The sequence below is a fragment of the Arthrobacter sp. MMS18-M83 genome (assembly GCF_026683955.1).
GTDB lineage: Bacteria > Actinomycetota > Actinomycetes > Actinomycetales > Micrococcaceae > Arthrobacter.
Window position 1 is genome coordinate 2304468 of the sequence record NZ_CP113343.1, and the last position, 24981, is coordinate 2329448.

The 24981-nt window shown below is 65.1% G+C and carries 24 protein-coding genes and 1 riboswitch; of the genes, 16 read left to right on the forward strand and 8 right to left on the reverse strand.

All coding sequences use genetic code 11. The annotated features are described in order from the left end of the window. Positions 1-6 precede the first annotated feature (6 nt). From OW521_RS10825 to OW521_RS10845, 5 genes are all read left to right on the forward strand, one after another. Positions 7-1482 carry a HAMP domain-containing sensor histidine kinase gene (locus OW521_RS10825; protein WP_268025290.1) on the forward strand — a complete coding sequence of 492 codons (1476 nt, stop codon included), beginning with the start codon at positions 7-9 and terminating at the stop codon, positions 1480-1482. A gap of 164 nt (positions 1483-1646) precedes the next feature. Then, positions 1647-1820: riboswitch (cyclic di-AMP (ydaO/yuaA leader) on the forward strand. A 2-nt stretch (positions 1821-1822) separates the two neighbouring features. Beyond that, positions 1823-2551, forward strand: coding sequence for a hypothetical protein (locus OW521_RS10830; protein ID WP_268025292.1), 729 nt, complete (start codon positions 1823-1825; stop codon positions 2549-2551). 133 nt (positions 2552-2684) lie between these two features. Beyond that, positions 2685-4124 carry a glycosyltransferase gene (locus tag OW521_RS10835; RefSeq protein ID WP_268025294.1) on the forward strand — a complete coding sequence of 480 codons (1440 nt, stop codon included), beginning with the start codon at positions 2685-2687 and terminating at the stop codon, positions 4122-4124. Further along, a complete protein-coding gene (locus tag OW521_RS10840; RefSeq protein ID WP_268025296.1) occupies positions 4121-6202 on the forward strand; it encodes a glycosyltransferase family 39 protein in 2082 nt (693 codons plus the stop codon). The genes OW521_RS10835 and OW521_RS10840 overlap by 4 nt, the downstream gene beginning before the upstream one ends. A gap of 6 nt (positions 6203-6208) precedes the next feature. Next, positions 6209-8299 (forward strand): ArnT family glycosyltransferase, encoded by a 2091-nt coding sequence (locus tag OW521_RS10845; RefSeq protein WP_268025298.1) that lies wholly within the window; start codon positions 6209-6211, stop codon positions 8297-8299. Between the two features lie 19 nt (positions 8300-8318). Here the strand turns inward: OW521_RS10845 and OW521_RS10850 are convergent, their stop codons facing one another. The 4 genes from OW521_RS10850 to OW521_RS10865 form a co-directional block, all read right to left on the reverse strand. Beyond that, positions 8319-8996, reverse strand: coding sequence for an HAD-IA family hydrolase (locus OW521_RS10850; protein WP_268025300.1), 678 nt, complete (start codon positions 8994-8996; stop codon positions 8319-8321). A gap of 54 nt (positions 8997-9050) precedes the next feature. Then, positions 9051-9428: a VOC family protein gene (locus OW521_RS10855; RefSeq protein WP_234752415.1), complete on the reverse strand. Its 378-nt coding sequence runs from the start codon at positions 9426-9428 to the stop codon at positions 9051-9053. A 93-nt stretch (positions 9429-9521) separates the two neighbouring features. Further along, positions 9522-10082, reverse strand: a complete 561-nt coding sequence (locus OW521_RS10860; protein ID WP_268025305.1) for a hypothetical protein — start codon at positions 10080-10082, stop codon at positions 9522-9524. Next, the gene (locus tag OW521_RS10865) at positions 10079-10951 is read right to left on the reverse strand and encodes a hypothetical protein (protein WP_268025306.1); all 873 of its coding nucleotides are present in this window, start codon (positions 10949-10951) and stop codon (positions 10079-10081) included. The genes OW521_RS10860 and OW521_RS10865 overlap by 4 nt, the downstream gene beginning before the upstream one ends. Positions 10952-11231: 280 nt before the next feature. On the opposite strand from OW521_RS10865, the gene OW521_RS10870 reads away from it, so the two are divergent. The 7 genes from OW521_RS10870 to OW521_RS10900 are packed head-to-tail and all read left to right on the forward strand — an operon-like array spanning position 11232 to position 18986. After that, a complete protein-coding gene (locus OW521_RS10870) occupies positions 11232-12764 on the forward strand; it encodes a sodium:solute symporter family protein (protein ID WP_268025308.1) in 1533 nt (510 codons plus the stop codon). Then, positions 12761-14026, forward strand: coding sequence for an AGE family epimerase/isomerase (locus OW521_RS10875; protein WP_268025310.1), 1266 nt, complete (start codon positions 12761-12763; stop codon positions 14024-14026). The genes OW521_RS10870 and OW521_RS10875 overlap by 4 nt, the downstream gene beginning before the upstream one ends. Continuing rightward, a complete protein-coding gene (locus OW521_RS10880; protein ID WP_268025311.1) occupies positions 14023-14772 on the forward strand; it encodes a 6-phosphogluconolactonase in 750 nt (249 codons plus the stop codon). The genes OW521_RS10875 and OW521_RS10880 overlap by 4 nt, the downstream gene beginning before the upstream one ends. Further along, a complete protein-coding gene (locus OW521_RS10885) occupies positions 14769-15542 on the forward strand; it encodes a sugar isomerase domain-containing protein (protein ID WP_268025313.1) in 774 nt (257 codons plus the stop codon). The genes OW521_RS10880 and OW521_RS10885 overlap by 4 nt, the downstream gene beginning before the upstream one ends. After that, entirely contained in the window at positions 15539-16708 is a 1170-nt protein-coding gene (locus OW521_RS10890) for an N-acetylglucosamine-6-phosphate deacetylase (RefSeq protein WP_268025315.1), read from the forward strand. The genes OW521_RS10885 and OW521_RS10890 overlap by 4 nt, the downstream gene beginning before the upstream one ends. Next, the gene (locus OW521_RS10895; protein ID WP_268025317.1) at positions 16705-18000 is read left to right on the forward strand and encodes a neutral/alkaline non-lysosomal ceramidase N-terminal domain-containing protein; all 1296 of its coding nucleotides are present in this window, start codon (positions 16705-16707) and stop codon (positions 17998-18000) included. The genes OW521_RS10890 and OW521_RS10895 overlap by 4 nt, the downstream gene beginning before the upstream one ends. Next, positions 17997-18986, forward strand: coding sequence for a LacI family DNA-binding transcriptional regulator (locus tag OW521_RS10900; RefSeq protein ID WP_268025319.1), 990 nt, complete (start codon positions 17997-17999; stop codon positions 18984-18986). Before OW521_RS10895 ends, OW521_RS10900 begins: the two co-directional genes overlap by 4 nt. A 14-nt stretch (positions 18987-19000) precedes the next feature. Here OW521_RS10900 and OW521_RS10905 read toward each other — a convergent pair whose 3' ends face one another. Then, the gene (locus tag OW521_RS10905) at positions 19001-20512 is read right to left on the reverse strand and encodes an MFS transporter (protein WP_268025321.1); all 1512 of its coding nucleotides are present in this window, start codon (positions 20510-20512) and stop codon (positions 19001-19003) included. Positions 20513-20612: 100 nt separating this feature from the next. On the opposite strand from OW521_RS10905, the gene OW521_RS10910 reads away from it, so the two are divergent. Continuing rightward, entirely contained in the window at positions 20613-21320 is a 708-nt protein-coding gene (locus tag OW521_RS10910) for a TetR/AcrR family transcriptional regulator (protein WP_268025323.1), read from the forward strand. A gap of 36 nt (positions 21321-21356) precedes the next feature. On the opposite strand, the gene upp is transcribed toward OW521_RS10910, so the two are convergent. Then, the gene (upp, locus tag OW521_RS10915; protein ID WP_268025325.1) at positions 21357-21992 is read right to left on the reverse strand and encodes a uracil phosphoribosyltransferase; all 636 of its coding nucleotides are present in this window, start codon (positions 21990-21992) and stop codon (positions 21357-21359) included. A 23-nt stretch (positions 21993-22015) separates the two neighbouring features. Between upp and tadA the strand changes: the two genes are divergently transcribed. Genes tadA through OW521_RS10930 form a run of 3 tightly spaced genes read left to right on the forward strand, consistent with a single transcriptional unit; the run spans position 22016 to position 23273 of the window. Beyond that, on the forward strand, positions 22016-22525 hold the full coding sequence (gene tadA / locus OW521_RS10920) for a tRNA adenosine(34) deaminase TadA (RefSeq protein WP_268025327.1): 510 nt from the start codon (positions 22016-22018) through the stop codon (positions 22523-22525). A gap of 56 nt (positions 22526-22581) precedes the next feature. Next, positions 22582-23001, forward strand: coding sequence for a VOC family protein (locus OW521_RS10925; RefSeq protein WP_268025329.1), 420 nt, complete (start codon positions 22582-22584; stop codon positions 22999-23001). Further along, positions 22998-23273: an acylphosphatase gene (locus OW521_RS10930; protein WP_268025331.1), complete on the forward strand. Its 276-nt coding sequence runs from the start codon at positions 22998-23000 to the stop codon at positions 23271-23273. Before OW521_RS10925 ends, OW521_RS10930 begins: the two co-directional genes overlap by 4 nt. A gap of 41 nt (positions 23274-23314) precedes the next feature. On the opposite strand, the gene OW521_RS10935 is transcribed toward OW521_RS10930, so the two are convergent. Both OW521_RS10935 and OW521_RS10940 read right to left on the reverse strand, forming a co-directional pair. Continuing rightward, on the reverse strand, positions 23315-24535 hold the full coding sequence (locus tag OW521_RS10935; RefSeq protein ID WP_268025333.1) for a DNA glycosylase AlkZ-like family protein: 1221 nt from the start codon (positions 24533-24535) through the stop codon (positions 23315-23317). 48 nt (positions 24536-24583) lie between these two features. Beyond that, positions 24584-24979 carry a 6-pyruvoyl trahydropterin synthase family protein gene (locus tag OW521_RS10940; RefSeq protein WP_268025335.1) on the reverse strand — a complete coding sequence of 132 codons (396 nt, stop codon included), beginning with the start codon at positions 24977-24979 and terminating at the stop codon, positions 24584-24586. Between the last annotated feature and the right edge of the window lie 2 nt (positions 24980-24981).

Below are 24981 nucleotides of genomic sequence, written 5' to 3' on the forward strand. Positions count from 1 at the left end.
CGCAGAATGTCCGCGCTCTCGGGTATCCCCCGCCAGACCGACCATCGATGGTTCGATCCTTCAACCTGGCACCTGCGCACACGCCTGATCCTGGTCTCCATGGCACTCCTGGTAGCCATCTGCGGAGCCGTGGGCGTGGTCAGCTACGCCTCCATGGACGTGTTCCTCACCAAGCAGCTCGACCAGCAATTGACGCAGGCTTCCCATGGCCGGCCGCCCGTAGGTGATCCGAATGGACGCCCGGATCCTTTGGACGCCCGGGGCCAGAGCATCGGCACGCTGAATGCCCGCATTCTTGGCAGCCAGGTGAGCAGCGCCGGGTTCTTGTCCTCCGATGCCACCCGTACGCCTTTGTCGCTCAACGATGCCGGAATCCTGTTGGCTCTTCCCCACGATGGCCACCCGGTTGATCGGACCCTTTCCAATGGCGGTTACCGGCTGGTTGCCACTGAAACTCCTTACGGCGATGTTGTCATCACAGGCCTGCCGCTCGCCTCGAAAGAGGATACCGAGGCCTCGCTCGTGTGGACCATGGTGCTGGTGTCCTTGGGCGGGCTGGTGCTCATTGGACTCGCGGGAACCGTGCTGATCCGCCGCACCATGCGTCCCCTGGAGCAACTCTCCGACGTCGCCACCAAAGTGTCGAAGCTTCCGCTCGACGCCGGCGAGGTGGCCCTCGCGGTGCGCGTCCCGGCGTCGGCTGCCCACCCCGGCACAGAGGTGGGCAGCGTCGGTCATGCTTTGAACCTCATGCTGGACAACGTCTCCAACGCGTTGGAGGCACGCCAGCAAAGCGAAACCAAGGTGCGCCAGTTCGTGGCCGATGCCTCGCACGAGCTGCGGACTCCGCTGACGGCGATCCGCGGCTACACCGAGCTGTTGCGCATGACGGAGACGTTCACCGAGGACGGCCGCAAGTCGCTGGGACGGGTCCAAAGCCAGTCCGAACGGATGACCACCCTCGTGGAGGACCTCCTTCTCTTGGCGCGGCTGGACGAAGGCAAGGCACCCGAGTTCACCGATGTGGACCTCACGCAGTTGGTGATCGAGACCGTGAGCGACGAGAAAGTCATGGCCCCCGAGCACATCTGGCAGCTCAGGCTCCCGGACGAGCCCCTCACGGTCCGCGGCGACTCGACGCAGCTCCACCAGGTCTTGGCCAATCTGCTCTCAAATGCCCGCAAGCACACTGAGGCGGGAACCACGGTAGTCACGGGAGTCATGCGCTCGGCCGATGGCAGCGCCGTTGTCACCGTGACCGACAACGGGCCCGGCATTCCGCCTGAATTCCAAGGCAGGATCTTCTCGCGCTTTGCCCGTGCCGACGCCGCTCGTTCCGGTTCCGAGGGCACGTCCGGGCTCGGCCTGTCGATTGTGGAATCGATCGTTCAGGCCCATGGAGGTACCGTCGAGGTGGCCTCGCGTCCCGGCCGGACGGAGTTTGCCGTGCGGCTTCCAGCGCTCAGGACCGCCACGGTTTGAAGGTCCGCCGAGAAGACCACGACGCCGGAGGGCGGCTAGCGCAAGTCGGCGCACCGGCGCCGTGATCTCCGTTACCTAAATGTGACTTAACCGGAGTCCTCCTGTACCGTCGAATGGGTGCGCGGGATCATTCCGGCCACCGCCGGGTAGGCGCCGAGCTCTGCCACTCCCCGGTGCCCAAACTCCAGGCAGAGACGGGGGACCCAGGTCTCCGGGCAAACGCTCATGTTGAGCCAGCCCTAGGGGTGAAGCCGTACCGCCACGATTTCTCAGTGGCCACGGCCGGATGACCTCATCCGAATCCGACAGCTAACTCCGCAGGCGTCGAGAGGCAATCACCATGTCTGATTCCAAGAATCAGTCGCGCCCTGTTGCGCGCCACCGAGGCGAAACTGCCCGGAAAAACAAGTCACGTTCCACCCTGAGGCGAGCCGCCGCAAACCTCGGCACCAGCCAGCGAATGGCAGTTGTTGCCGGCGTCGTCGCTGTGTTCCTCGGGGCAGGCGCCGCCACCCAGGCCGCCGACCAAGCCATCAATGCCCAGGACATGAGCCAGACGTCCGAATCGCGCGCCATTGCAGAGCAAAGCGCGACGCCGTCCGCCACCGCCACGCCGTCCGCGAGCGAAAGTGCCAAGCCGAGCACCGCTCCGACGCAGGCACCCGCTCCCGCTCCTGCCGCCGTCGCACCCCAGGCTGCGGCACCGGCCGCTCCCGTGGCACCGCCCGCTCCGGCAGCCCCGACTGTGCAGGTCGCCGTCAATGACCCTGCCGGCGCCCAGGCTTACGCCGCGAGCATGCTTTCCTCCTACGGGTGGGGCCAGGGCGAAATGTCCTCCTTGTTGACCTTGTGGAACAAGGAATCCGATTGGCGGACCACTGCCACCAACGCCTCGAGCGGCGCTTACGGCATTGTGCAGTCGCTGCCGGGCGAAAAGATGGCCTCCGAAGGCCCCGATTGGCAGACCAACTACCAGACCCAGATCCGCTGGGGCCTGAACTACATCAAGGAACGCTACGGATCCCCGTCTGCGGCCTGGGCCTTCCACTTGGCGCACAACTGGTACTAAGCGCACAAAATTCTTAGAGGTCCGCCCCTTCAGGGGGCGGACCTCTACTGCGTTAACCGGGCCTCGCCACATGCACAGCCGCGTCACAGGTTCCGCCTTAAGCACTCATAATCGGCGGCGGCACTCTGGATACATGACGCTCATCGAATCCACCACAGGAACCCTGAAGGACCCCGCGGTGGTGCCGCCGGGCCGCCCGATCCAACACAGAACCCGAATTCAACGCAGCGCTGCCGTTCAATACAGCACTGTTCGGCGTGCCCCCGTGGACGTCCGCTCCACCGTCCCCGTCCTCGATGTCACGATCCCCGTCTTCAACGAGGAACGCGACCTCGAAGAGTGCCTGCGCAGGCTTCACGGCCATCTGCGCGAATCTTTCCCACACGGCTTCCGCATCACCGTGGCCGACAACGCCAGCACGGACAGCACCCTGAAAATCGCCGAACGGCTGGCCAGGGAATTGGCGGAGCTCGCGGTGGTCCATCTTGAGGAGAAGGGACGCGGCAACGCCTTGCGCAAGGTGTGGCTCGCGTCGCCGTCGCCCGTTCTGGCCTACATGGACGTAGATCTGTCCACAGATCTCGCCGCGCTGGCACCCCTCTTGGCGCCACTGATCTCCGGCCATTCGGACCTCGCCATCGGCACAAGGCTGACCCGCAACTCCCGGGTTGTCCGCGGCCCCAAGCGCGAATTCATCTCGCGCAGCTACAACCTGATGCTGCACTCGTTCATGGGCGCCCGCTTCAGTGATGCCCAGTGCGGCTTCAAAGCGATCCGGGCCGACGTTGCCCAGCAGATCCTCCCCCACACCATGGACAACTCCTGGTTCTTCGACACGGAACTTTTGGTACTCGCGGAACGCTGCGGCCTCAGGGTCCACGAAGTGCCCGTGGACTGGATCGACGATCCCAATTCCAGCGTCGACGTGGTGCGCACCGCCCTGGCCGACATCCGCGGCATGGCCCGGCTCACGCGGGACCTCGTCTCCGGACGCATCCCCATCCCGGAACTGCGCGCAGCCCTTGCCCGCGGCCCGCTCCCGGCGTCGTCCCGTACAGCAGAGCAGAGCCCGCGCAGCAGCCTGTTCGGGCAACTGGTGCGGTTCGCCGCGATCGGTGCCGCGTCGACCCTCGCCTACGTGCTCATCTTCTTGTTTTGCCGCGGCTTCATGGACCCGCAGCTGGCCAACTTCCTTGCGCTGCTCATCACGGCCATCGCCAACACCGGCGCCAACCGGCGCTTCACCTTCGGCATCCAGGGCGGCAATCCCGTACGGCATCACTTCGAGGGATTGATCGTCTTCGGCATCGGCCTTGCGCTCACTTCCGGGGCGCTCGCCTTGGTGCACAGTACGACGACGCCGGACCGCTGGGGCGAGCTCCTCACCGTGGTCGGGGCAAACCTCGCCGCCGCTGCGGTCCGCTTCCTCTTGTTCCGGCTGTGGGTCTTCCGGCAGCCCGGAACACGGCCGGCGCCGCCAGTCCAGCCAGAGCCAGAGCCAATGCCAATGCCAATGCCAATGATCGAATCAACCTCACCAGACAGCCCGCTCACAGAAACGGCAGCATCATGACCTCCACGATCTCTCACGCGGACACAGGGCCCGCCGTCGGAACTGTCACTCCTGGCTCTGGGGACGCAGCCCACGGCCGTCGCTCCACCGGCCCATCAACTCCAGGGGCCCCGGGCACCACTCCCCGTTGGACTCGATACGCCTTTGGCCGCCAGCCCCGCTGGGTGCGCCCGTCCGCCGCCGGGCTCCTCGTGGCCACCGCATTCCTGTATCTCTGGAATCTCGCGGCCACCGGCTACGGAAACTCCTTCTACGCTGCAGCCATCCAGGCCGGCACCAAGGACTGGACGGCATTGCTATTCGGTTCGCTCGACGCCGGGAATGCCATCACTGTGGACAAGCCACCCGCATCTCTATGGATCCCGGCCTTGGTGGGACGGATCTTCGGCTTCTCGTCCCTAAGCATGCTGGTTCCCGAGGCACTCATGGGCGTGGCCGCCGTCGGCTTCCTCTATTTGACGGTCAAGCGCGTGTCCGGACCCGGAGCGGGTTTGCTGGCCGGCGGCGCCCTGGCGCTGACCCCGGTGGCCGCGCTCATGTTCCGCTTCAACAACCCCGACGCCATGCTGACCCTGTGCCTGGTGTTGGCGGCGTACTTCACTACTCGCGCTATTGAACGCGCGGGCTGGAAGTGGCTCGTCGCAGCCGGAGCCGTGGTGGGCCTGGCCTTCCTGAGCAAGATGCTCCAGGGTTTCCTGATTGTTCCGGGCCTGGGACTCGCGTACCTCTGGGCCGCCCCCACCCCGTTGCGGCGGAGGCTGCTGCACCTGCTCGGCGCACTGGCCGGTATCGCAGTAGTGGCAGGCAGCTACATCGCTCTCTTCCAACTGACTCCGGCTTCGGCACGGCCTTACATGGCAGGCTCGACAACCAACAGCTTCCTCGAACTGACCTTCGGCTACAACGGGCTGTCCCGCATTACAGGCTCGGGCGAAGGCATGCCCGGCGGCGGAGGCGGCGCAGCCGGGGCTCCAGCGGGTGGTCTTGGCGGTTTCGGGGGCGGCGGTGGAGGGAACGCCGGCTTCGGTGGAGCTGCGGGGATCGCCCGCATGTTCGGCACGAGCTTCGGCGCCGAGGTCTCCTGGCTTCTGCCTGCGGCGTTGATCCTGCTGGCTGCGGGCCTGTGGTTCACCCGCCGGGAAGCACGAGCTTCGCGTACCCGGGCCTCGCTGATCCTGTGGGGTGGCTGGTTCCTGGTCACCGCGGGCGTCTTCAGCTTCATGAGCGGCATTGTCCACCCCTACTACGCAGTAGCGCTCGCACCGGCAATCGCGGCCTTGGTGGGCATCGGCAGCGTGGAGCTGTGGCGAGGCCGAGGGTACTGGCCCGCCAGGATCATCCTGGCCGTGGTGGTCCTCGGCAGTTCGGTCTGGTCCACCGTTCTTCTGGGCCGCGATACCTCATGGCTTCCCTGGCTGCGCATCGTGATCGTCGTCCTGGGCGTGGTGGCCGCGGCCGCAATCCTGCTTCGCCTCGACTCACTTCGGCCCGCGGTCCGGTTCCGCAATGCGGCGGCCGCGGCCGTCGTCGTCGTTTCCCTTCTGGCCGGCGGCCTCGGCACGGCGGCCTGGACGCTCGCGACGGCGGCTACCGCGCACTCCGGTTCCATCCCGACGTCGGGTCCCAGCGGCTCCGCGATGGGCGGCTTCGGAAACCGCGCCGCGTTCGGCAGCCGGGATTTGGGTTCGGGAGATGCGACAGGCGCTCCGACCCAGGCCGCAGGCGGTCCGGGTGGCGAGGGGACGGCCGACGCCGGATTGACCGCGCTGCTGACGTCCACCACCACCAAGTGGTCCGCGATCGTTTCCGGCGCCACCCAGGCGGCCAGCCTCGAGCTCGCCACGAACACCAACGTGATCGCGCTCGGTGGCTGGAACGGCGGCGATCCCTACCCCACGCTGGCACAGTTCCAGGACATGGTGGCCAAGGGACAGATCGGCTACTTCATAGCTGGCGGCGGCATGGGCGGCGGTGGAGCCGGCGGCCAGGGCGGAAACTCCGAGGTGGCTGCTTGGGTCCAGGCGAACTTCCAAGCCCAGACTGTAGGCAACTCCACCGTCTACAAGCTGACAAAGTAGCCTCCGATGACCACTTCCTACTCAACAGACACCGGCTCGAAGCCGGACACCGATTCCATGTCAGGCCACGCGGCTCCACCCCTCCCGTTGGTCTCGCGATCCCGCTTGGTGCTTCTGCCGCGGCCACAAGCGCCGCAGGGCGGGGAGGGCCGGGCCCGCACTGGCCGAAGCCGCCAAACCCTGCGCCACCGCGTGGAACTGGCTGGCGTGCTCCTTGCGACGGCGGTCCTGTACCTCTGGAACCTCGGCGCTTCCGGCTGGGCCAACCCGTTCTATTCCGCGGCAGCCCAAGCCGGTTCGCAGGATTGGGGTGCCTGGTTCTTCGGATCCTCCGACGCCGCCAACTCCATCACCGTGGACAAACCGCCGGCATCGCTGTGGATCATGGGCCTCTCGGTGCGGATCTTCGGGCTGAGTTCCTGGAGCATCCTGGTTCCGGAGGCGCTCACGGGCGTAGCGACGGCCTGGCTGCTGTACTTGGCAGTACGGCGAACCGCGGCCCCGGCCACGGGCGATCCTCGGCTCGCCCACCGGGCGGGGCTGCTGGCCGCCGTCGTCATGGCCATCACCCCGGTGGCCACCCTCATGTTCCGGTTCAACAACCCGGACGCCCTGTTGGTGCTCCTCATGACGGCCGCCGGCTACGCCACGCTTCGCTCCATCCAGGACAACAAGCTGCGTTGGCTCCTGCTGGCCGGGGTGTTCCTGGGCTTCGGGTTCCTCACCAAACAACTCCAGGTCCTGCTGGTGGTTCCTGGATTCGCCGTGGCCTATGTGGTCGCCGCGCAGGGTGGAGTGGGCCGTCGCCTGCTTCGGTTGCTGGGCGCAGGGGCAGCCATGGTGGTCTCTGCCGGTTGGTGGCTCGCAGTCGTCGAACTCATTCCGGCGAACATGCGTCCTTACATCGGCGGCTCCCAGAACAACTCGATCCTGGAACTGACGCTCGGCTACAACGGCCTGGGCAGGCTGAGCGGCCAGGAGACCGGAAGCGTTGGCGGCGGCAACGGTTGGGGCGTTCCCGGCCTGTTCCGGATGTTCAACAGCGAGTTCGGCGGCCAGATCGCGTGGTTGCTGCCTTCCGTGCTGATCCTTGGGGCCGGGCTGCTGTGGCTGGGTCGACGCGCCCCGCGCACGGATGCCGTCCGCGCCTCGGTGATCGTGTGGGGCGGGTGGGTGCTCGTCACCGGGCTGGTCTTCAGCTTCATGGCCGGCATCATCCATCCCTACTACGCGGTGGCCCTGGCTCCGGGCATCGCCGGGCTCGCCGGCCTGGGCGGGGTGCTTTTGTGGCAGCGTCGCGGGCAGCTCGTCTCCGCGGTACTGCTTGCCGTCGCCGTGGCCGCCGCCGGATTCATGGCCTTCGATCTCCTGGGCGGAACCACCGTGTACGGTCCGTTGCTGCGCTGGCTGGTGCTCTTTGGCGCTCTGGCGGCCGCGGCGGCACTGCTGCTCGCGGGGCGCTTCACCTCCCGCATCTTCCAGCGCACGACGGCGGCGCTCGCCCTCGCGGCGTCGCTCGCCGGGCCGTTGGCCTACTCGATGTCAACCGCGTCCGTTACGCACAGCGGCGCAATCGTGAGTGCGGGTCCGACCACGGGATTCGGTGGCTTCGGCGGAGGTGGCAGGGGCGGTTTCGGACAAAACGGCGCTGGTCAAAACACCGCCCAGAACACTCGGCCACAAGCACTCCAGCCGGGCACGCAGGGCGGCTTTGGCGGGAATCGGCAAGGTGGCGGAATGGGCGGCCTGCTCGGCGCCACCACGCCGTCGTCGGAATTGGTGACCGCACTGAAAACCGGCGCGTCGAGCTACACCTGGGCGGCCGCCGTCGTGGGTTCCAACAACGCGGCCGGCTACCAGCTTGCCACTGAACTGCCCGTCATGGCGGTGGGCGGATTCAACGGAACGGATCCGTCTCCCACGCTCGAACAGTTCCAGCAACTCGTGGCACAGGGCAAAATCCACTACTTCATTGCCGGCGGCACCATGCAGGCTGACAGTGGATCGGCCGCTCCTGCCCAGATTGCGCAATGGGTGGCTGCGAACTTCCAGGCGCAGACCATCGGCGGGACCACGGTGTACGCACTGGCCGGCTAAGCTGCGTGGCTTCGACCAGCTAGAACCGCAGTTCGATGACCCTGCGGCCCGAAGCGTCCAGAGCGGCTGTGGCAGAGACGGCGGAGTAATCCGCGATCTGCCACAGCCCATCTGCCACGTGGCCGCCGGCGTCGCCCACCACCACGGTACGCATGCCGGCCGCACGGGCGGAAGCGATGCCCGCGGGGGCATCTTCGAATACGACGACGTCGGCCGGCTCAACACCCAGCCGCGCCGCGGCCCTGAGGTAGCCTTCAGGGTCGGGCTTGCCGCGGGTCACGGCCTCGGACGTGACAGTGGTCGCGGGCATCTCGAGTCCGGCTGCCTGCATGCGCACCCCGGCGAGGATCCGATCGGCCGAGGTGACCATGGCGACGGCGTCGGACGGCAAGGACTCCAACAGCTCCGCGGCTCCGGGCAATGCCACAATCCCGTCCGTCCGCGTCCGCTCCATCTGACCGAGTTCCTCGGCAAGCGCGTCGATGTCAGCTCCCGCCGGGGCGAAGCGGCGCACCGTGTCCTTGGCCTGTACCCCGTGTGAAGTCCGCAGGATCTCGTCGATGTCCAGTCCATACCGGCCGGCGAATTCGCTCCACACTTGCTCCACGATCGCGGTGGAGTCCACCAAGGTGCCATCCATATCGAAGAGGACGGCCCGGACAGTCAGGGTTTTCACGGCTTCAGCAGGCAGGTTCATGTATCCATCCTGCCGTTGAAGCAGGTCCGCGGCCCAACTTTTACAGTGTGAGTCCTAGCCGTTGGGCCTGTTGGGGATGTACTGAACGGCCCACTTGTTGCCGTCCGGATCGGCGAAGTAGACAAAGTGGCCCCAATCCTGGATGTCGATGTCGCTGACTTCCACGCCGTTGGCCTTGAGCTGGCTGTGGGCCTCCTGGATGTCTCCCACCACCATCTGCAGGCTGGGAGCGGTGCCTGGAGGGGCGTCGTTGAGTCCCTCGCCGATGCAGATGGAGCAGGCCGAGCCAGGCGGAGTCAGTTGGACGAAGCGGATGCCGTCCATGGGCCGCTCGTCGTAGTCGGCGTTGAAGCCCACCTTGTTGACGTAGAAATCCTTGGCGCGGTCCACATCGGACACAGGGACAAACACAAGTTCAAGTTTCCAGTCCATGCGCCAAAGGCTATCGGCGGAGCCGGAAAACCGGTAGAGGGGCGCGTTGTCATAGAAACCTCCGCGCTTGGTCGCCGCCAGCGGTGGGGGTGGTCATTTCGGGAAGAGCTCCGCGTTGATCGAGGCCGACGCCACAACGCCCTCGAGCGTCGACTGTGCCGTGCTCCAGCTCGACGAAGGCGCCTCCAGGGTCATCAGATAGGCCTTGTTGGGAGCGACCGTGATGGACACGATCTCGACGGTTTCGCCCTCGGTGGGCGTGGCCGCCGTTGTGAAGCGCAGCACCGGGACCTGGTCGTACTGGCCGAAGGTCTGCTGGGTGGCCGTCGGAGCGAACAACGCGCTCGTGTCGAGGTTGGCGATCAGCGTGTCGGCCGTGGGCGCCGCCGTGTTCGGCACCGCGGTCAGCCTCGGACCGGCCGGGGTCTGGTCAGTTAGGTCCGCTTCCGTGTCGGCCAGCACGATCCCACCGGAAGCGGGCAGTACCCGGTTCGCCCACCCCGCCGGCGGGGTCAGGGTGAGCCCGGCGCTGTGGGGCGGCTGTGGCGGGGGCGTCACCTGGGAAGAGCTCGGGGAGCCGGGGCCGGGCCCCACGCAGGCGGCGAGTGCCACTGACGTTGCCGCGAAGGCGACGAAGATCCGGCGCGGCGTCACGACGGCGCTCCCTTGGTGACCCTGAAGTCCCGTGCCGCGAGGAAGACCATCAGGCGCCGGGCGGCCAGCAGCGCTGATGCACGGGCGGCAGGATCCGGGTCGGTGACCGCGTTGTAAGCCATGCGTAGGATGATGGGCATGCATGCCCGGACGCCCGGGAACGTGGGCTTCCCATCCGAGCCGTCCTGGGATGCCAGCACCCCAGCGTGGTAGACCAAGCGGCTGGCGTCGGCGTTGAGCTTAGGGAAGAGCTTGTTGAAGGCGGCCTGCATGGCTTTGCCGCCGTCGGTGGACAGATCTCCCAGAGCGCCGCCCACCGTGGCGTTGCTCAGGGCGTCGAGGATCTCGCGCTCTGCCGCATCCTTGGTCAGGGTGGTCGACGTGGGAGTGCTGGTGGGCGTCGCGGTGGCTCCGGCGCAGGTCTTGGTCGGGCCACCGGTAGCGGTCCACGTGGCGTGGCTGGAGGCATTGGCGACGTCGTGCGTCGTCCCGGTCAGCGTCCCGGGCGAGATGGTGGCCTCGTACTCGCCTTCGAGGGTGGAGCCGTTAGCACGCTTGGCGTTCCACACCACGATGACGTCGACGTGGTCGCCGGTAACGTTTCCGGTGAAGTTCCCGCTGAGGCTGGCGTCCCCGGCGGTGCCGCTCACCTGGTTGCCGTTCTGTTGGAAGTTGAACGCCAGGGTCCGGGAGCCGCCCTGGACCGTCGCCCAGGTACCGCTGATGTCCCAGCAGGGCGTGGCCGCAACAACTGGGGAAGCGGTACTGAGGCTGCACAGCAGGACGGTCAGCACTGACAAGGCGGCGAAAACCTTCGGGGCGGCTACGGAATCGCGTAACGAGACGTGCTGGGGAGAAGTTCCTGCCATGGCGTCGGCCTTTCCGACGGTCATCCGGCGAGGATGTCGGATTCGCTGGCGTCAGGGTACCTCTGGCAACGTCAGGAAATCAATCACTCGCGGGCAATTACTCCGGCTCCGCAGGCGCACACGAGACCACACAGCGACGCCTGAGTTGACAGGCGCGGTGACCGCAGTTGCGGCCGTAAGAAAAGTTTCTAGAAGACCCTTGTTTTGCAAACGTTTGCAGAGAAAAGTGGACGCCACTGCAGATCCTCTTTCCAAGCTTTGACCGCATCAAGGAGAATGTATGTATTTCGCTGACTGGCTCGTCTTAGGGGCCTACTTCGTCGTCATGATAGGCATCGGCTGGTGGGCCAAGAGCCGGGTGAAAAACGCCGCTGACTTCTTCACGGCCGGCGGGAAGATGCCGTGGTGGCTCGCCGGGATTTCCCACCACATGTCCGGCTATTCGGCCGCCGTCTTCGTGGCCTACGCGGCCATCGCCTATACAACCGGTTTCGCACTGTATGTCTGGTGGGCGCTCACCATCACCATTGCCTGCCTGGTAGGCGCTGTCTTCTTTGCCCCCCGCTGGCCGCGCCTGAGGCAACGCCTGGGAATCATCTCCCCGCTCGAATACCTGGCCACACGCTACAACCTGCCCGCGCAGCAAGTACTGGCGTGGTCCGGAGCCGCGCTGAAAGTCTTCGATGTCGCGGCTAAGTGGGCCGCTAGCGCAATCCTCCTGAATGTCTTCGCAGGGGTTCCGATTGCGGTGGGCATCCTGATCGTCGGCGGGGTCACGCTCATCTATTCGACCATTGGCGGCTTGTGGGCCGATGCCTTGACGGATATGGGCCAGTTCATTATCCAGTCCGTGGCAGGCATTGCCATGCTCGTCTTCGCCATGGCCAAGCTTGGAGGCGTCTCCTCAATCGCAGAAATCTGGTCCCGCCTGCCGGCCTCCCACTCGCTGCCATTTGCAGGCGACTACACGATCGGGTTCTTCCTTGCCTACTGCTTGATCAGCACGATTTCCTACAACGGGGGAACGTGGAACCTGGCTCAGCGCTTCATTGCCTCCCCTTCCGGCTCGGCGGCGCGCAAGTCCATCCTGCTTTCGGGCGCACTGTATCTCGTTTGGCCGCTGGTGCTCTTTTTCCCCATGTGGGCCGCGCCGCTGATCTTGCCCAACCTGGCGCACCCGGATCAGGCTTATGCACTCCTGACCCAGCAACTGCTGCCTGCCGGCCTGGTTGGCTTGGTGGTCGCGGGAATGTTCTCGCACACAATGGCCATGACCTCCTCGGACGCCAACGCGATTTCCGCCGTCGTCATCCGGGACATCATCCCCGCGTTGCGCGGGTCCCGTCAGCCTCTGACTTCGCGTGTCGAACTACTCGGTGGCCGGATTTCCACGTTCCTGTTTATCGGCTTGTCGATGGTCATTGCCCTGAGTGCGGATTCATTTGGCGGCGTCCTGGGCTTGATAATCCTCTGGTTCGGAGCACTAGTCGGGCCGATCGCCGTTCCCATGCTGCTGGGGATGTTGCGTCCGTTCCGGCGCTGCGGCCCCTCGGCGGCATTGTTCTCGTGGGCCACCGGTTTGGTCGTGTTCGCGCTCGCCAAGTATGCCTTGGCCGCGCCGATCGCGAGCCTGGGCACGGCCAGCGCGCAAACCATCAACGTCGTGGCCCCCGTGCTTGCCTCCGCAATCGTCTATTGCGTCTTCGGCTGGTTGCGCCCCTGGCACAATGAGGCGTCCGACGCCCTCATCGATTCCCTTGACCGGGACCTCGAGCCGGTCACATCGCTTCCTGTTGAAAGCACCGTCGCATGAGCAAAATCGGTTCCGAGATACGGGAGCAGCTCCTCAAGAGCGTCCTCCCTTGGTGGCTGCATAACGCCGTCGACAGGGAAAACGGCGGGGTCTTCACCTGCTTTTCGAACTCCGGGCGGCAGCTTTCGAGCGAAAAATACACGTGGTCCCAAGGCCGCTGGGCTTGGCTTTGCTCAAGGATCGCGGTAGACAGCGAAGCCGGAATCATCGATGAGGACCCGCAATTGTGGGCCGAACTCGCACTCGAGACCGCCAGGTTCGTCCAAGCACACGCCATCCTCGATGGCGGGGTCACCGCATACCGCACGTCGACTGAGGGGCAGGCACTACCGAGCGGACCGCAGGGGGAAATAGCAGTCAGCGTACTGGCCGACCTCTTTGCGGCCCTGGGCCTGGCCGGGGCCGCCCGCCTTCCCCAAGCCGGTGACCAGGAACGATCTACCTGGGTGCAATCAGCCCATGCGCTTCTGGCACATGCAGAGGAAAGGATCAAGGCACGTACCGCTCCGTCCGAGCCATACCCCGTCCGGCCCGGATTCCAGGACGCGGCCGGACTGATGCTGCTGCTGAACGTGGGCGTCCAACTGCACCTGGCCAGTGGCTCTGCTGAAAGCGCCGAAACAGCTGCTGCCTCGCTGACCCAGCTTCTCGGTGATGGAACCACAGAAGGAATGTGGAAGGCCGACTCCTGGTGGGAATACCGGCCGGATAGCTCCGATGACGTGGACACGCTGCTAGCCCGCCACCGGACGCCGGGCCACCTGCTGGAGATGCTCTGGATGGTCATTGAAGCGGCCGAGGTAATACCTGCGCTTGAGTCCCGGATTCCGAACTGGCTCCCGGACCTCGCCGTGCGCGCCCTGGACGTCGGCTGGGATGACCAGTACGGAGGTATCTTGCGATACGTCGATGGCGACGGCGGCGAACCACGCGGCAGGCTTTTCGGCAACGACGCCTACGAAACGTTGGTAGCCCAGACCTGGGACACCAAATTGTGGTGGGTTCAGGTCGAGGCCCTCTACGCAACCAGGCTCCTGGCCGAGCGCTTTGGGCGTCCCGACCTTCTTGACTGGCACCACCGGATTTGGTCTTACATCCTCGATATCTTTCCGGACCCTTCCGGACAGGAATGGCTACAAATCCGCGACCGCGGGGGCAAGCCGCTTGACAGGGTGGTGGCACTTCCCGTGAAGGACCCCTTCCATATAGCCCGCTCACTCCTCCTGACTACTGAACTCGAAACCCGAAGGATCCACACGTGACAGAACTGCCTACTTACAGCCCCGCCGTTTCCACTCACCCAGACCGTGCCGAGTTGGGGAAACACGCCGGCGCACACGCCGCGGAAACGCTACGCAAGGCGCTCCGGAACCAGCGGGAGGTCAGGCTGATGCTCGCCGCGGCACCGAGCCAGGAGGCCACGCTTCTGGCACTCGCCCAGGAGCCCGGCATCGACTGGGGCCGCATAACGTGCTTCCACATGGACGACTACCTCGCTCTGGACGCGGATGCACCCCAGGGATTCGGAAACTGGCTGCAACGCAACTTCTTCGATCACCTTCCGACGACCACATTCCACCGCATCAACCCGGGGAACCCGGCCGAAGAGGAGGCGCAGCGCTACGGCATGGTGATGGGCAAAGATCCCTTTGACCTCGTCCTCCTCGGATTGGGAGTCAACGGTCATCTTGCCTTCAACGACCCCCCGGCCGACCTCGCCGACCCGCTTCCCGCCCGCGTCATCAACCTGGATCAGGTAAGCCGCCAGCAACAACTGGACGAAGGGCACTTCACCAGTTTCGACGACGTTCCGCAGCGCGCCATCACCGTCTCCATCCCGCGGTTGCTGCATGCCTCCGAAATCATTGCTTCCGTGCCCGGCCGGGCCAAGAGGACCGCGGTCGACAACACGCTGCGCCAGCCCGTCGGCGGGGAGCATCCCGGTACCGCCCTGCGCACGCACCCGAACGTGACTATCTACCTCGACGCCGAATCCGACCCCCAATGAACACCAACGACCTCGACGAAAAGCTATCGGAGGACTACCTCGGACACATCACCGAGCTCCTCGGGCGAATCCGCCTAGAAGAAGCCGAGAACATCAGCATTGCCGCGAACGTTCTAGCCATGCAGGTCGCCAAGGACGGACTGGTGCACATCTATGGCCCAGGGGGCCACTCGAACTTGGCAAGCCAGGAGGTGTTCTTCCGGGCAGGCGGCCTGATGCACGTCTCGGCCATTCTGGACGAAGGCACCCTGCTCTCCAACGGCGCCCTCCGCTCAATGGCTATGGAACGGACTCCGGGTTACGGCCGAATCGTCATCGAGGACGCCGGCATAGGACCAGGGGACGTCCTGATCCTTGTCAACGCTTACGGCATCAATAGCGCACTCATCGACGCCGCCCTGACGGCGCGCGAACGATCGGTCACGACCATCGGGGTTTCCTCGAGGCAGCACGCCGAGGGAACATCCAGTGACCATCCCGCACGGCATCCACAAAGGCTCAATCTGCACGACCTGGTAGACCACCACATCGACACGAAAGTTCCCATCGGGGACGCCGTCATGACCGTGCCTGGCGCGAAGGAAAAGACGGCGGCCGTGTCCACGTTCGCCAACGCCTTCACCCTGAACTGGCTCATGATGTCCACCATCAGCAAACTGAGCGAAATCGGGATTGATCCGCCGTTGTGGAGATCGGGTAATGCTCCCGGCGGGGACGAAGCCAACCAGCAATTCATTTCACGTTTCAAAGGACGGGTACCCAAGCTGTGACACATCCCAAGACGATCATGGGCAAAGACCCCTACCGGGGAACCAACCTTGAAATCGCCTACGACACGACCGTCCTGTCCGTGCGGGAGATCGACCATGGGCTGAACCGTGGTCTGCCTGTCATCTCACCGGGATTCATCGATGGGCAGGTCAACGGTTACGGCGGACTCGATATCAACGCCGCTGATATCACGCCGCAAACGGTCATCAGCATGACCGCAGAGCTGGCGAAACTGGGCGTCACGACGTGGGTGCCAACCATCGTGACAGCGTCCGAGGAAGCGATCACTGGCGCGCTCGAACAAATCGGCCGGGCATGCCAAATTGATCCAACCACCCGGGCTGCCATCCCCTGCGTCCACGTCGAGGGCCCCTTCATATCCGACCAGGACGGTCCGCGGGGTGTACACAACCCGGACTTCGTGCGGCCCCTTGACGCCCAGGAAGTCCGGCGATGGCTCCGGGCAAGCGGAATGGTCGGCATCGTCACGGTTTCTCCGCATGCGTCCGACTCGCCGGCCCAGATCGCCCAAATCCGCGAGCTCGGCGTCCACGTCGCCATCGGACACACGCACGCAAGTCCTGAGCAAATCACAGCTGCCATCACCGCGGGAGCCCGCTTGGCCACCCACCTGGGCAACGGCATAGCGACAACCCTTCCCAGGCACCCCAATGCCCTTTGGACTCAACTGGCTGACGATCGTCTCACGGCAGGACTCATAGCGGACGGCCACCACTTACCAAGCGATACGCTGAAAGTCATGATCAGGGCAAAGACCACCGAACGTGCCTATCTGGTCTCGGACAGCACTGCGCTGGCCGGTAGCGAGCCTGGCCGCCACCGTACCTCAGTGGGCGGTCTGGTGGATCTTGCCCCCGGCGGGAGGCTCTCCCACGTGGGCACGGATCTGCTGGCAGGGGCCGCGGCAACCCTGCCGGACGGTTTCCGCAACGTCATCCAAAACGTCGGCCTGGATCTGCCAGAAGCCCTCAAAATGGTGACATCCACTCCGGCCCGGGTCATCCCGGGCACTCGGCCGGGGCTCGGCCACCTTCACGTAGGCTCTCCGGCAGATTTTGTCCTGATCACCGGGGAAGGACCTGAGGCAGGAACAATTACGACAGCAATCCAGTCTGGCCGACTAGTATCGGGCGGATCCGCATGACTACCAACGATGCCGCCCAAGGCATCCTTCGGGTAGGCGCCGCAGTTGTCGAGATCTCGCCCCCTGCGGGTACGGCCATGGCCGGATTCGCTGCCAGAACCGAACCCAGCACCGGGGTCCACGATCCCCTCACCGTCCGGGCGTTGGCTGTCGATGACACGTGCTGGATCACCGTGGATGTGTGCGGCCTCCACGAAGACACGTGCACCCGCATCGCCCACAGCCTGCCCTTTGCGCCGGAACGTGTCGCCATTACAGCCACTCACACGCACGCAGGCCCTTGCGTCATGCCCGGTCGGCTCGGGGGCCATGATCCGAGGCTCCTGGAAGAGATCCTCCTGGCCTGCCGCACCGCCACGGAAGCTGCCGTGGCCGCCCAGCGGCCTGCGAGCCTGGAATACGGCGAATCCCGCGGAGTGGATATTGCCAAGAACCGGCGCCATCCCAAACGCGTGGTGGACCCTCCAGTCCAGGTAGCCAAATTCAGCGACCAACACGGACAGGTGGTTGCCTGGATGGTTCTCTATCCCTGCCACCCGGTGGTCCTTGGTCCGGAAAACCGTCTCATCAGTGGCGACTATCCCGCTTTCACGAGGAGCGTGCTGGAAGAACACTCCCCCGGCTCGGTTGCTTTATTTCTGCCCGGGACCGCCGGCGACATCAATACTGGCCACCCAGCCGACGCGTCCTACGCCCTTTCCGCTTCCGCTGGCCGGACGATGGACCAAGCGAAGATCGTCGGAGAGCGTGTGGCCGCATCCGTGTTGGGGACCGCCCTCCTGCCCCTCTCCGAAAGGGGGAATGAATTGCCACCCCGGAAGACCTCCGCCACGCAGAAGACGATCAGCGTCGCAATGGAATCGCGCGATGCGGCCTCCCCTGTGGAGTTGAGCCGGCAATGGGAAGCCGAAGCAGTTTCAGCCGATCCGGGCCGGCAATCCCTTCTCAACGCGTGGAGGCAATGGGCCATGGACCGCGGTCCCGGAGAGAAAATGTCCTGGCGCGCACCAGTGAGTGTTTTCAGATGGCAAGGCCTGACCCTTGTTGGGCTACCGGGGGAACCATTCCTGGCCTCAACGGAAGCCGTCACCTCCGCGTTCGAGGGTCCTGTCCTTGTCACGGGCTATACCAACGGGTGCCCGGGATACTTCCCCACCGCCGACGAATATGGTTTCGGAGGATACGAGGTGGACGACGCGCACCGCTACTACGGCATGCCAGCCCCGTTCGCGCCCGGCAGTGCTGAAGCTCTGACCCAAACCGCCATAGAACTCATGAGCGAGCTCCCATGACAGGCCGTCCAACCATCACGCAACTCGCGGCCGAACTCGGCATCGCCCCCTCAACAGTGTCGCGGGCCTTTACGAGGCCTAACCTCCTCAAACCGGAGACCGTGGCACTGGTTCAGAAGGCCGCAGAAGCTGCCGGTTATATACCGAACCATCACGCACGCGCGCTCTCGACGGGACGTGCCGGCGCGATTGGACTCATCGTGCCGGACATTGCCAACCCGTTTTTCCCGCCTTTGGTCCGCGCCGCCCAAAACTACGCCAGTGACCTCGGACTTTCCGTATTCCTGGCAGACACGGATGAAAACGCCGAGCGGGAAGACCGCGTCATCTCAAGGATGGCGCCCCAGGTTGAAGGGCTGATCGTCGTCTCATCCAGGCTCGGTTCGGCCCGCATCAGGCAAATAGCCGACTCACAACGAATGGCATTCATTAACCGCGACGTTCCCGAGACCTACCGGGTGCTGCTGGACACCACCGCGGCCATCCGCTCCGCGCTGACCCACCTTTCCGGGCTCGGCCACCGTCGCATCGCCTACGTCGGTGGGCCGCCACAATCATGGGCAAACAAACAACGACGCTCAGCCGTGGACAACTTCTCGAAGGCCCAAGGCCTCGAGGTGACGCACTTCAGTGCAGATCCTGGCACCTATGACGCCGCGAAGGCGCTCAGTGATTCGGTAGCGGCCTCGGGAGTCACCGCAATCATCGCGTTCGACGACGTCATCGCCCACGGCCTCATGGGCGGATTCGCCGCCATGGGTTTGGATGTTCCCAAGGACTTGAGCGTCATCGGTTGCGACGACACCCTCGCGACCACCACGTTTCCCGCTCTTTCCACGATCGCCGTCAACGTAGGTGATGCGGCCCGGCGCGCCGTTGCCGCGTTATCCGAGAACGTAGGATCCACCACGCTTCCCGGCGCGAGGATCATCTTTGAGGGAACCCTCATCCTCCGGGGAACAACGGGACCAGTGCCTACCCGCTAGCCGTTCGAGCCGGGCTAGCGGGTAGGCACTGCGTCAAACGCCGTCCGCGGGACCTGGCTAGACGTTTGAAGGGAAGGCTCGACGGCGTTGCTCCCCCGGGTGCCCGCGCCGGCTGCGGTTTCAGCCTGGCTTGGGGCGAGTTGCTCGGCCAGGCTACGTGCGCGGGCGCGGGACGGAAGGAGCCACGCCACCAAGGTGGCAAGGACCAGCACGGACGCACCAACGTAAATGGCGGGAATTGCTGCATCCACGTAGCCGGTGGGGGTGAGTTTGCCGCCAGCTCCGGTGAAGACTGCCGTCAGAACGGCGACACCAAGGGCCACACCGATCTCCCGGAGCGTGGAGTTGGTGCCGCTCGCCTTCGCGTGGTCCTCGGCGCGCATGTTGGCGAGCACCGCCGTCGACATCGGGGCGAAAACCAGGCCCATGCCGATTCCCGCCGCAATGAAGCCGGGCACCAGCGTTTCATATGGGACGCTCGCGGAAAGGACTCCGGCCAGCCAGAACATGCCCGCCGTGAGCAAGGCGAGGCCTGTGACCATAAGCGTCCTGGTGCCTAGCCGCGGTGCCAACAGGCCTGCGAGTGGTGCCACAAACATGGGGGCCAAGGTCCATGGCATGGTCATGACGCCGGCCGCGAGAGGTCCGTGGCCCTGCACCACCTGCAGGAACTGGATGAGGATGAAGACAGACCCGAAGATCCCGAAGCTGAAGGTCAGGCCGATGACGTTGGCCACAGTGAAGCTGCGGTCGCTGAAGAGCCTGAGTGGAAGCAGCGGCGCGGCAACACGGGATTCCCACAGCACAAAGGCAAGCAGCAGTACGCCACCACCGATCAAGGCGCCGAGCACCTCGGCACTGGACCAGCCGGCGTCGTTCCCGCGGACGATGCCGAACACGAGCGCCAGGAGACCCAGCCCGGAGAGGAGAAGGCCTACGACGTCGGCGCGAACGCGGGCGCCGAAGCTATTCGGCAATGCGAAGAGAGCCAGCGGAATCGACAGGATTCCGATGGGCACATTGAGCCAGAAGATCGCTTCCCAGCTCCAGCCCTCCACCACGGCGCCGCCGATCAGTGGACCCAGGGCTACACCCAGGCCGGATACTCCGCCCCAGATCCCGATGGCGAGCGGACGCAGCTTGTCGCTGACCGAGCCCACCAGAAGGGTGAGTGAGAGGGGCATGAGCGCCGCCGAACCAACGCCCTGCACTGCGCGGGCGCCGATGAGTTGCCACGGTTCCGTGCTGACGGCGGCTGCTGCGGAGGCCAGCGTGAAGATGGCAAGGCCGGCGATGAAGACGTGGCGGCGACCGAAGCGGTCCCCCAGGCCGACGGCCAGCAGCATGAACGCCGCGAAGCTCAGGGAGTAGGCGTTGACGATCCATTGCAGTTCCTCGACGCTCGCGCCGAGGGCCTTGTGCATCACGGGCAGGGCATTGGTGACCACAAGGTTGTCCAGTGTGGCCATGAAGACAGGCAAGGAGGCGGCCACAATGGCCAGCCAGACGGGAATGGTGCGTTTCATGATGACTCCACGGGGTCGCTGAAGTGCCGCTTTACGGGATGTTGTAATCGAATGATTACTTAAAAGGCAAAGTTAGTTATCGACTGATAACATGTCAAGTGTGGCGAAGAAAACAGTGGGCACCGGCGCCCCGGAGACGACCTCAACCAGTCAGGCAACAGCCGAGCGCATCCCTGCAGCGCAGCGGCGAGAGCTGATCCTGGAAGCTGCCACCGGGGTCTTCGCCGAACGCGGATACGCCGGTTCCACCACGGACCAAGTGGCCAAGGCCGCAGGGATCAGCCAGCCATACGTGGTGCGGATGTTCGGCACCAAGGAAACCCTGTTCCTGGAGGCCTTGGACCGCGCGCAAGGAAAGTTGCTGCGGGCGTTCCGCGAAGTCATTGCAGCCTACGACGCCGGTGAGCTCACCGAAGAACTGCAGCACCTGGATCCTGCCGCCGGGAGCGGCCGGCCGGAACAACTCAAACAGCTCATGGCCATTGCCTACGCCGATCTGATCGAGGACCGTGGGATCCTCATGATGCTGATGCAGGCTTTCGTGGCAGGTCACGAGCCCGCCATCGGGGCACGGGCCAGGGAAGGATTCCTGGATATTTACCGCCTGGTGCGGGATGAAGCCGGCCTGCTCCCCGAAACCGCCCGCGATTTCCTTGCGCAGGGCATGCTCATGAACACCCTGATCGGCATCCGCCTGCCGGAGATCTACGAGCAGGATCCGACGGCCGAGGAACTGCTCGAATGCACCCTGCGGTCCAAGCTGCCCATGGTGCTCAAGGCAAGCAAAGCCCAGCGCCGGGCTGGCTGAGGGTCGGCTGCGCCATGGAGGCGCCGAGACCGTGAGTTAGCCGGCCACGCCGTACAAGCGGTCTCCTGCGTCGCCCAGGCCCGGAACGATGTAGGCCTTCTCATTGAGCTTCTCGTCAATCGAGGCGAGGACGATCTTCACGTTGGCCTCGGAAAGCTCTTCTTCCAGCTTGGCCAGGCCTTCCGGGGCGGCCAACAGGCAGATGCATGTGACGTCCGAGGCACCGCGCTTGAAGAGGAACTTGATGGCTTCGCGCAAGGTGCCGCCGGTGGCAAGCATGGGGTCCAAAACGAAGATCTGGCGGCCGGTGAGGTCCTCGGGGAGGCGCTCGGCGTAGGTGATGATGTCCAGGGTTTCTTCGTCGCGGGCCATGCCCAGGAAACCCACTTCGGCAGTGGGGACCAGCTTGGTCATGCCCTCGAGCATGCCGAGGCCTGCGCGCAGGATGGGGACTACCAGGGGCGTCGGCTTGGTGAAGGCGGTACCAATCGTCTTGGTGACGGGAGTTTCGATCTCCACCGGTTCGGTCCTGACCTCGCGTGTGGCCTCATAGGCCAGAAGGGTGACGAGTTCCTCGGTGAGTTGCCGGAAGACCGGTGAAGGGGTGTTCTTATCCCGCAGAACGGTGAGCTTGTGAGCGACCAGCGGGTGGTCCACGACGAGTGTGCGCATGAGTCCAAAACTATCATTGAGGCATGAGCACCAACGAGCCTTATCACGCAGAGCACGCGGCCTGGATGGGCCTTGCCTTGGACGAGGCCCGGTTGGCACTGGATACGGACGATGTGCCGATCGGCGCGGTGGTTCTTGGGCCCGACGGCGGCGTGCTGGGTGCCGGGCGGAACGAACGGGAAGCGCACGGCGACCCAACGGCGCACGCCGAGATCGTCGCCATCCGCGAGGCGGCCGCCACCCTGCAGCGCCATGCCCTTGAACTCGGCGAAGGTGGCGACGGTTGGCGGCTCGAGGACTGCACACTCGTGGTGACGCTGGAACCGTGCGCGATGTGTGCCGGCGCCATTGTGTTGGCCCGGATTCCGCGGGTGGTCTTCGGCGCATGGGACGAGAAGGCCGGTGCCGCCGGATCCGTCTTCGACATCCTGCGGGAACGCAGGCTCAACCACTGGGTGGAGGTCTACGCAGGCGTGCGCGAGGACGAATGCTCGGCCTTGCTGCGCGATTTCTTCGCAGCCCACCGGAAATAGCATCACCCAGGCCCTTTGGCCTTGAGCTCTTGAAATCTGCGGGTGTTGGACGTCAGATGGTCTCAGACAGCACGCCTGAGGAGGACCTCATGACCGTCTCTTTCAACCACACCATCGTCTACGCAACGGACAAACGCCGTTCCGCGGAGTTCCTCGCCAAGGTATTTGGGCTCCCGGAGCCGCAGCCCATGTGGTCCTTCATGACTGTGCCCCTTGACCACGGTGTGGCCCTCGATTTCGCCGCCACGGACCGGCCCATCTCCCCGCAGCACCATGCCTTCCTGGTCAGCGAGGACGATTTCGACGGGATCTTCGCGAGGATCCAGGCTGAGGGGATCCCCTACTGGGCGGACCCGGCGCGGTCCCGCCCCCAGCAGATCAATCACAACGACGGCGGACGCGGCGTCTATTTCGCGGATCCGGACGGGCATTTCCTTGAGGCGATCACGCGGCCGTATGGATCAGGTGCCGCATGAGCCAAGTACGCGTCACTGCCATGGTGACCGGCCGCGTCCAGGGCGTCGGTTTCCGCTACTCGACAATGCATCAAGCCCGACTTTTGGGACTGTCCGGAGAGGCAGCCAACCAGATGGACGGCTCGGTGCAGGTGATCGCAGAGGGTGATCGCGACGCCGTCGAGTCCCTGCTGGAATGGCTGCAATCCCGGGACGCCCCAGGGCGCGTAAAACACGTGGATGCCACCTTCACGCAAGCCACCGGCGAGTTCTCCGGATTCTGGGTGGACTGAGTCAGCCCTCGGACTGAACCCACTCCTGAACTGAACGCGACCTAGCCGTTTGCGGCGTTCGCCTTGTCCAGGGCATCGATGCGCCTCTGCCGCGATGCCGGCGAGTCCAGGCTGAAGGAGCGGAAATCCCCGAGGTCCTCGCGGATCCAGCCCTCAACTTCGATGATGCGCTGAGTAACAGCCGCGGTGGGCTTGTCGAACGTCCAGGCTGCGATCCGCTCCTTGCCAGGATCGTACTGCCACAGTCCGATGATCCGTCCCCGGTCCAGGATCGGGTGGTCGGACAGGTCTGCCTGCAGCGCCAGCGTGGTGTCCAGAACCTTCCGGCCCCGATCCCCTTCAGCCAGCATGTCCGCGGAGTTCCTGCGCAACAGCACCAAAGAATCCGTACCGGCCAGAAGCTGGATCTGTTCTTCCTGAGGTGCCTTGAACGCGGAAAGGCGTTCGACGTCGTCGGGCAGCATCCACAGCGGCTCGCCCGCCGCGGTGGTCACTTCAGTGGCGGCGACGGCGGCCAGCGCAGCCTTGCTCTGGGCGACAGTGAAGCCCGTGAACCATTGGCTCTGCTTGGACGTCGCGCCACCGGTCCAGCGCAGGTACCGTTCGATCAAGCGCGCGCGGGCGGCGTCGTCGTGGATGGGGCTAGGCGGCAGCACCCACGATGTGTAGGCGTAGCGCTGCTGGTCGAGGCGGCCGTTGACGGGCACACGGCGGATGCGTCCGTCGGCTTGCAGGAGGCCCAACGCCGTGGGAAGGGTGGTGGCCGCGCCCTTCTTCTTGCCTTCTTCGCCGAGGCTGCGGACGGACTCGCCGAGCTCGTCCTTGAGTTGCTTAGGGTCCATGGGGTCGCTGGATTCCATGAGGGTGTGCAGCACCTGCTCTTCGAGCAGGGTGATCTCACCGCGTTCGACGCCGAGCCGAGCCAAGACCTTGAACGGCGCCACCGCGGCGTCCCGGCCAACCTGGAGGCCCCATGCGAAATCGTTCCGGCCCAGGACATAGGTGCAACCCCGGGCAGTAGGGAGCTCGTGGATTCTCAGTTCCGCGACGTCACTGTCCACCTGTTCGCGCCTGATCCCGGCCCGGGCGAAGAGCGTCAGGTAGGGGTTGGCGCCACCCACGGAGCGGGCCCACCCGGCGTGGTCCAGGACCTCCTCGGAGGTCTTGCCGGCGAGTGAGCCGTCGAGGCCCTGCCGATGCCACGCCCAGGCGCGGAGCAGTTCCGGAGTGAGCGTTTGGGTGGAAAGCACGGCGGACGTCATGGCCCCATTCTGCACCGTTGCCTGCCATCCGTGGCAGTCCCGCGCGAGCTAGCGATCGAAATCCAGCGAGAAGCCCGCCCAGGCGTCGGGATGCTCGCGCAACAGCACGTCGACGCCGGCGAGCGCACCGCCGTCGTCGCTCTCGCGGACCCTGGCGGCAACCGCCTCGGCGATGAAGCGGGCCAGGACCTCCGTGGTCGTAAGCTGCCCGGCGAAGTCGGGGTGCTCGTCAAGGTTCCTGTAGTTCAGGGGGTCGAGCACCTCGTCAAGGATGGTTCCGGCTGCACCGATGTCCAGCACCGTCGAGTCGTCGTTCAGCTGGGCGCGGCGGAACGTCACCTCGGCCACGAAGGTGGCTCCATGGAGTCCTTGGGCGGGCCCGAACGATTCCCGTGGAAGGCTGTGCGCGATCATGAAATGGCGGCGGACGGTGAGGCTGAACATCG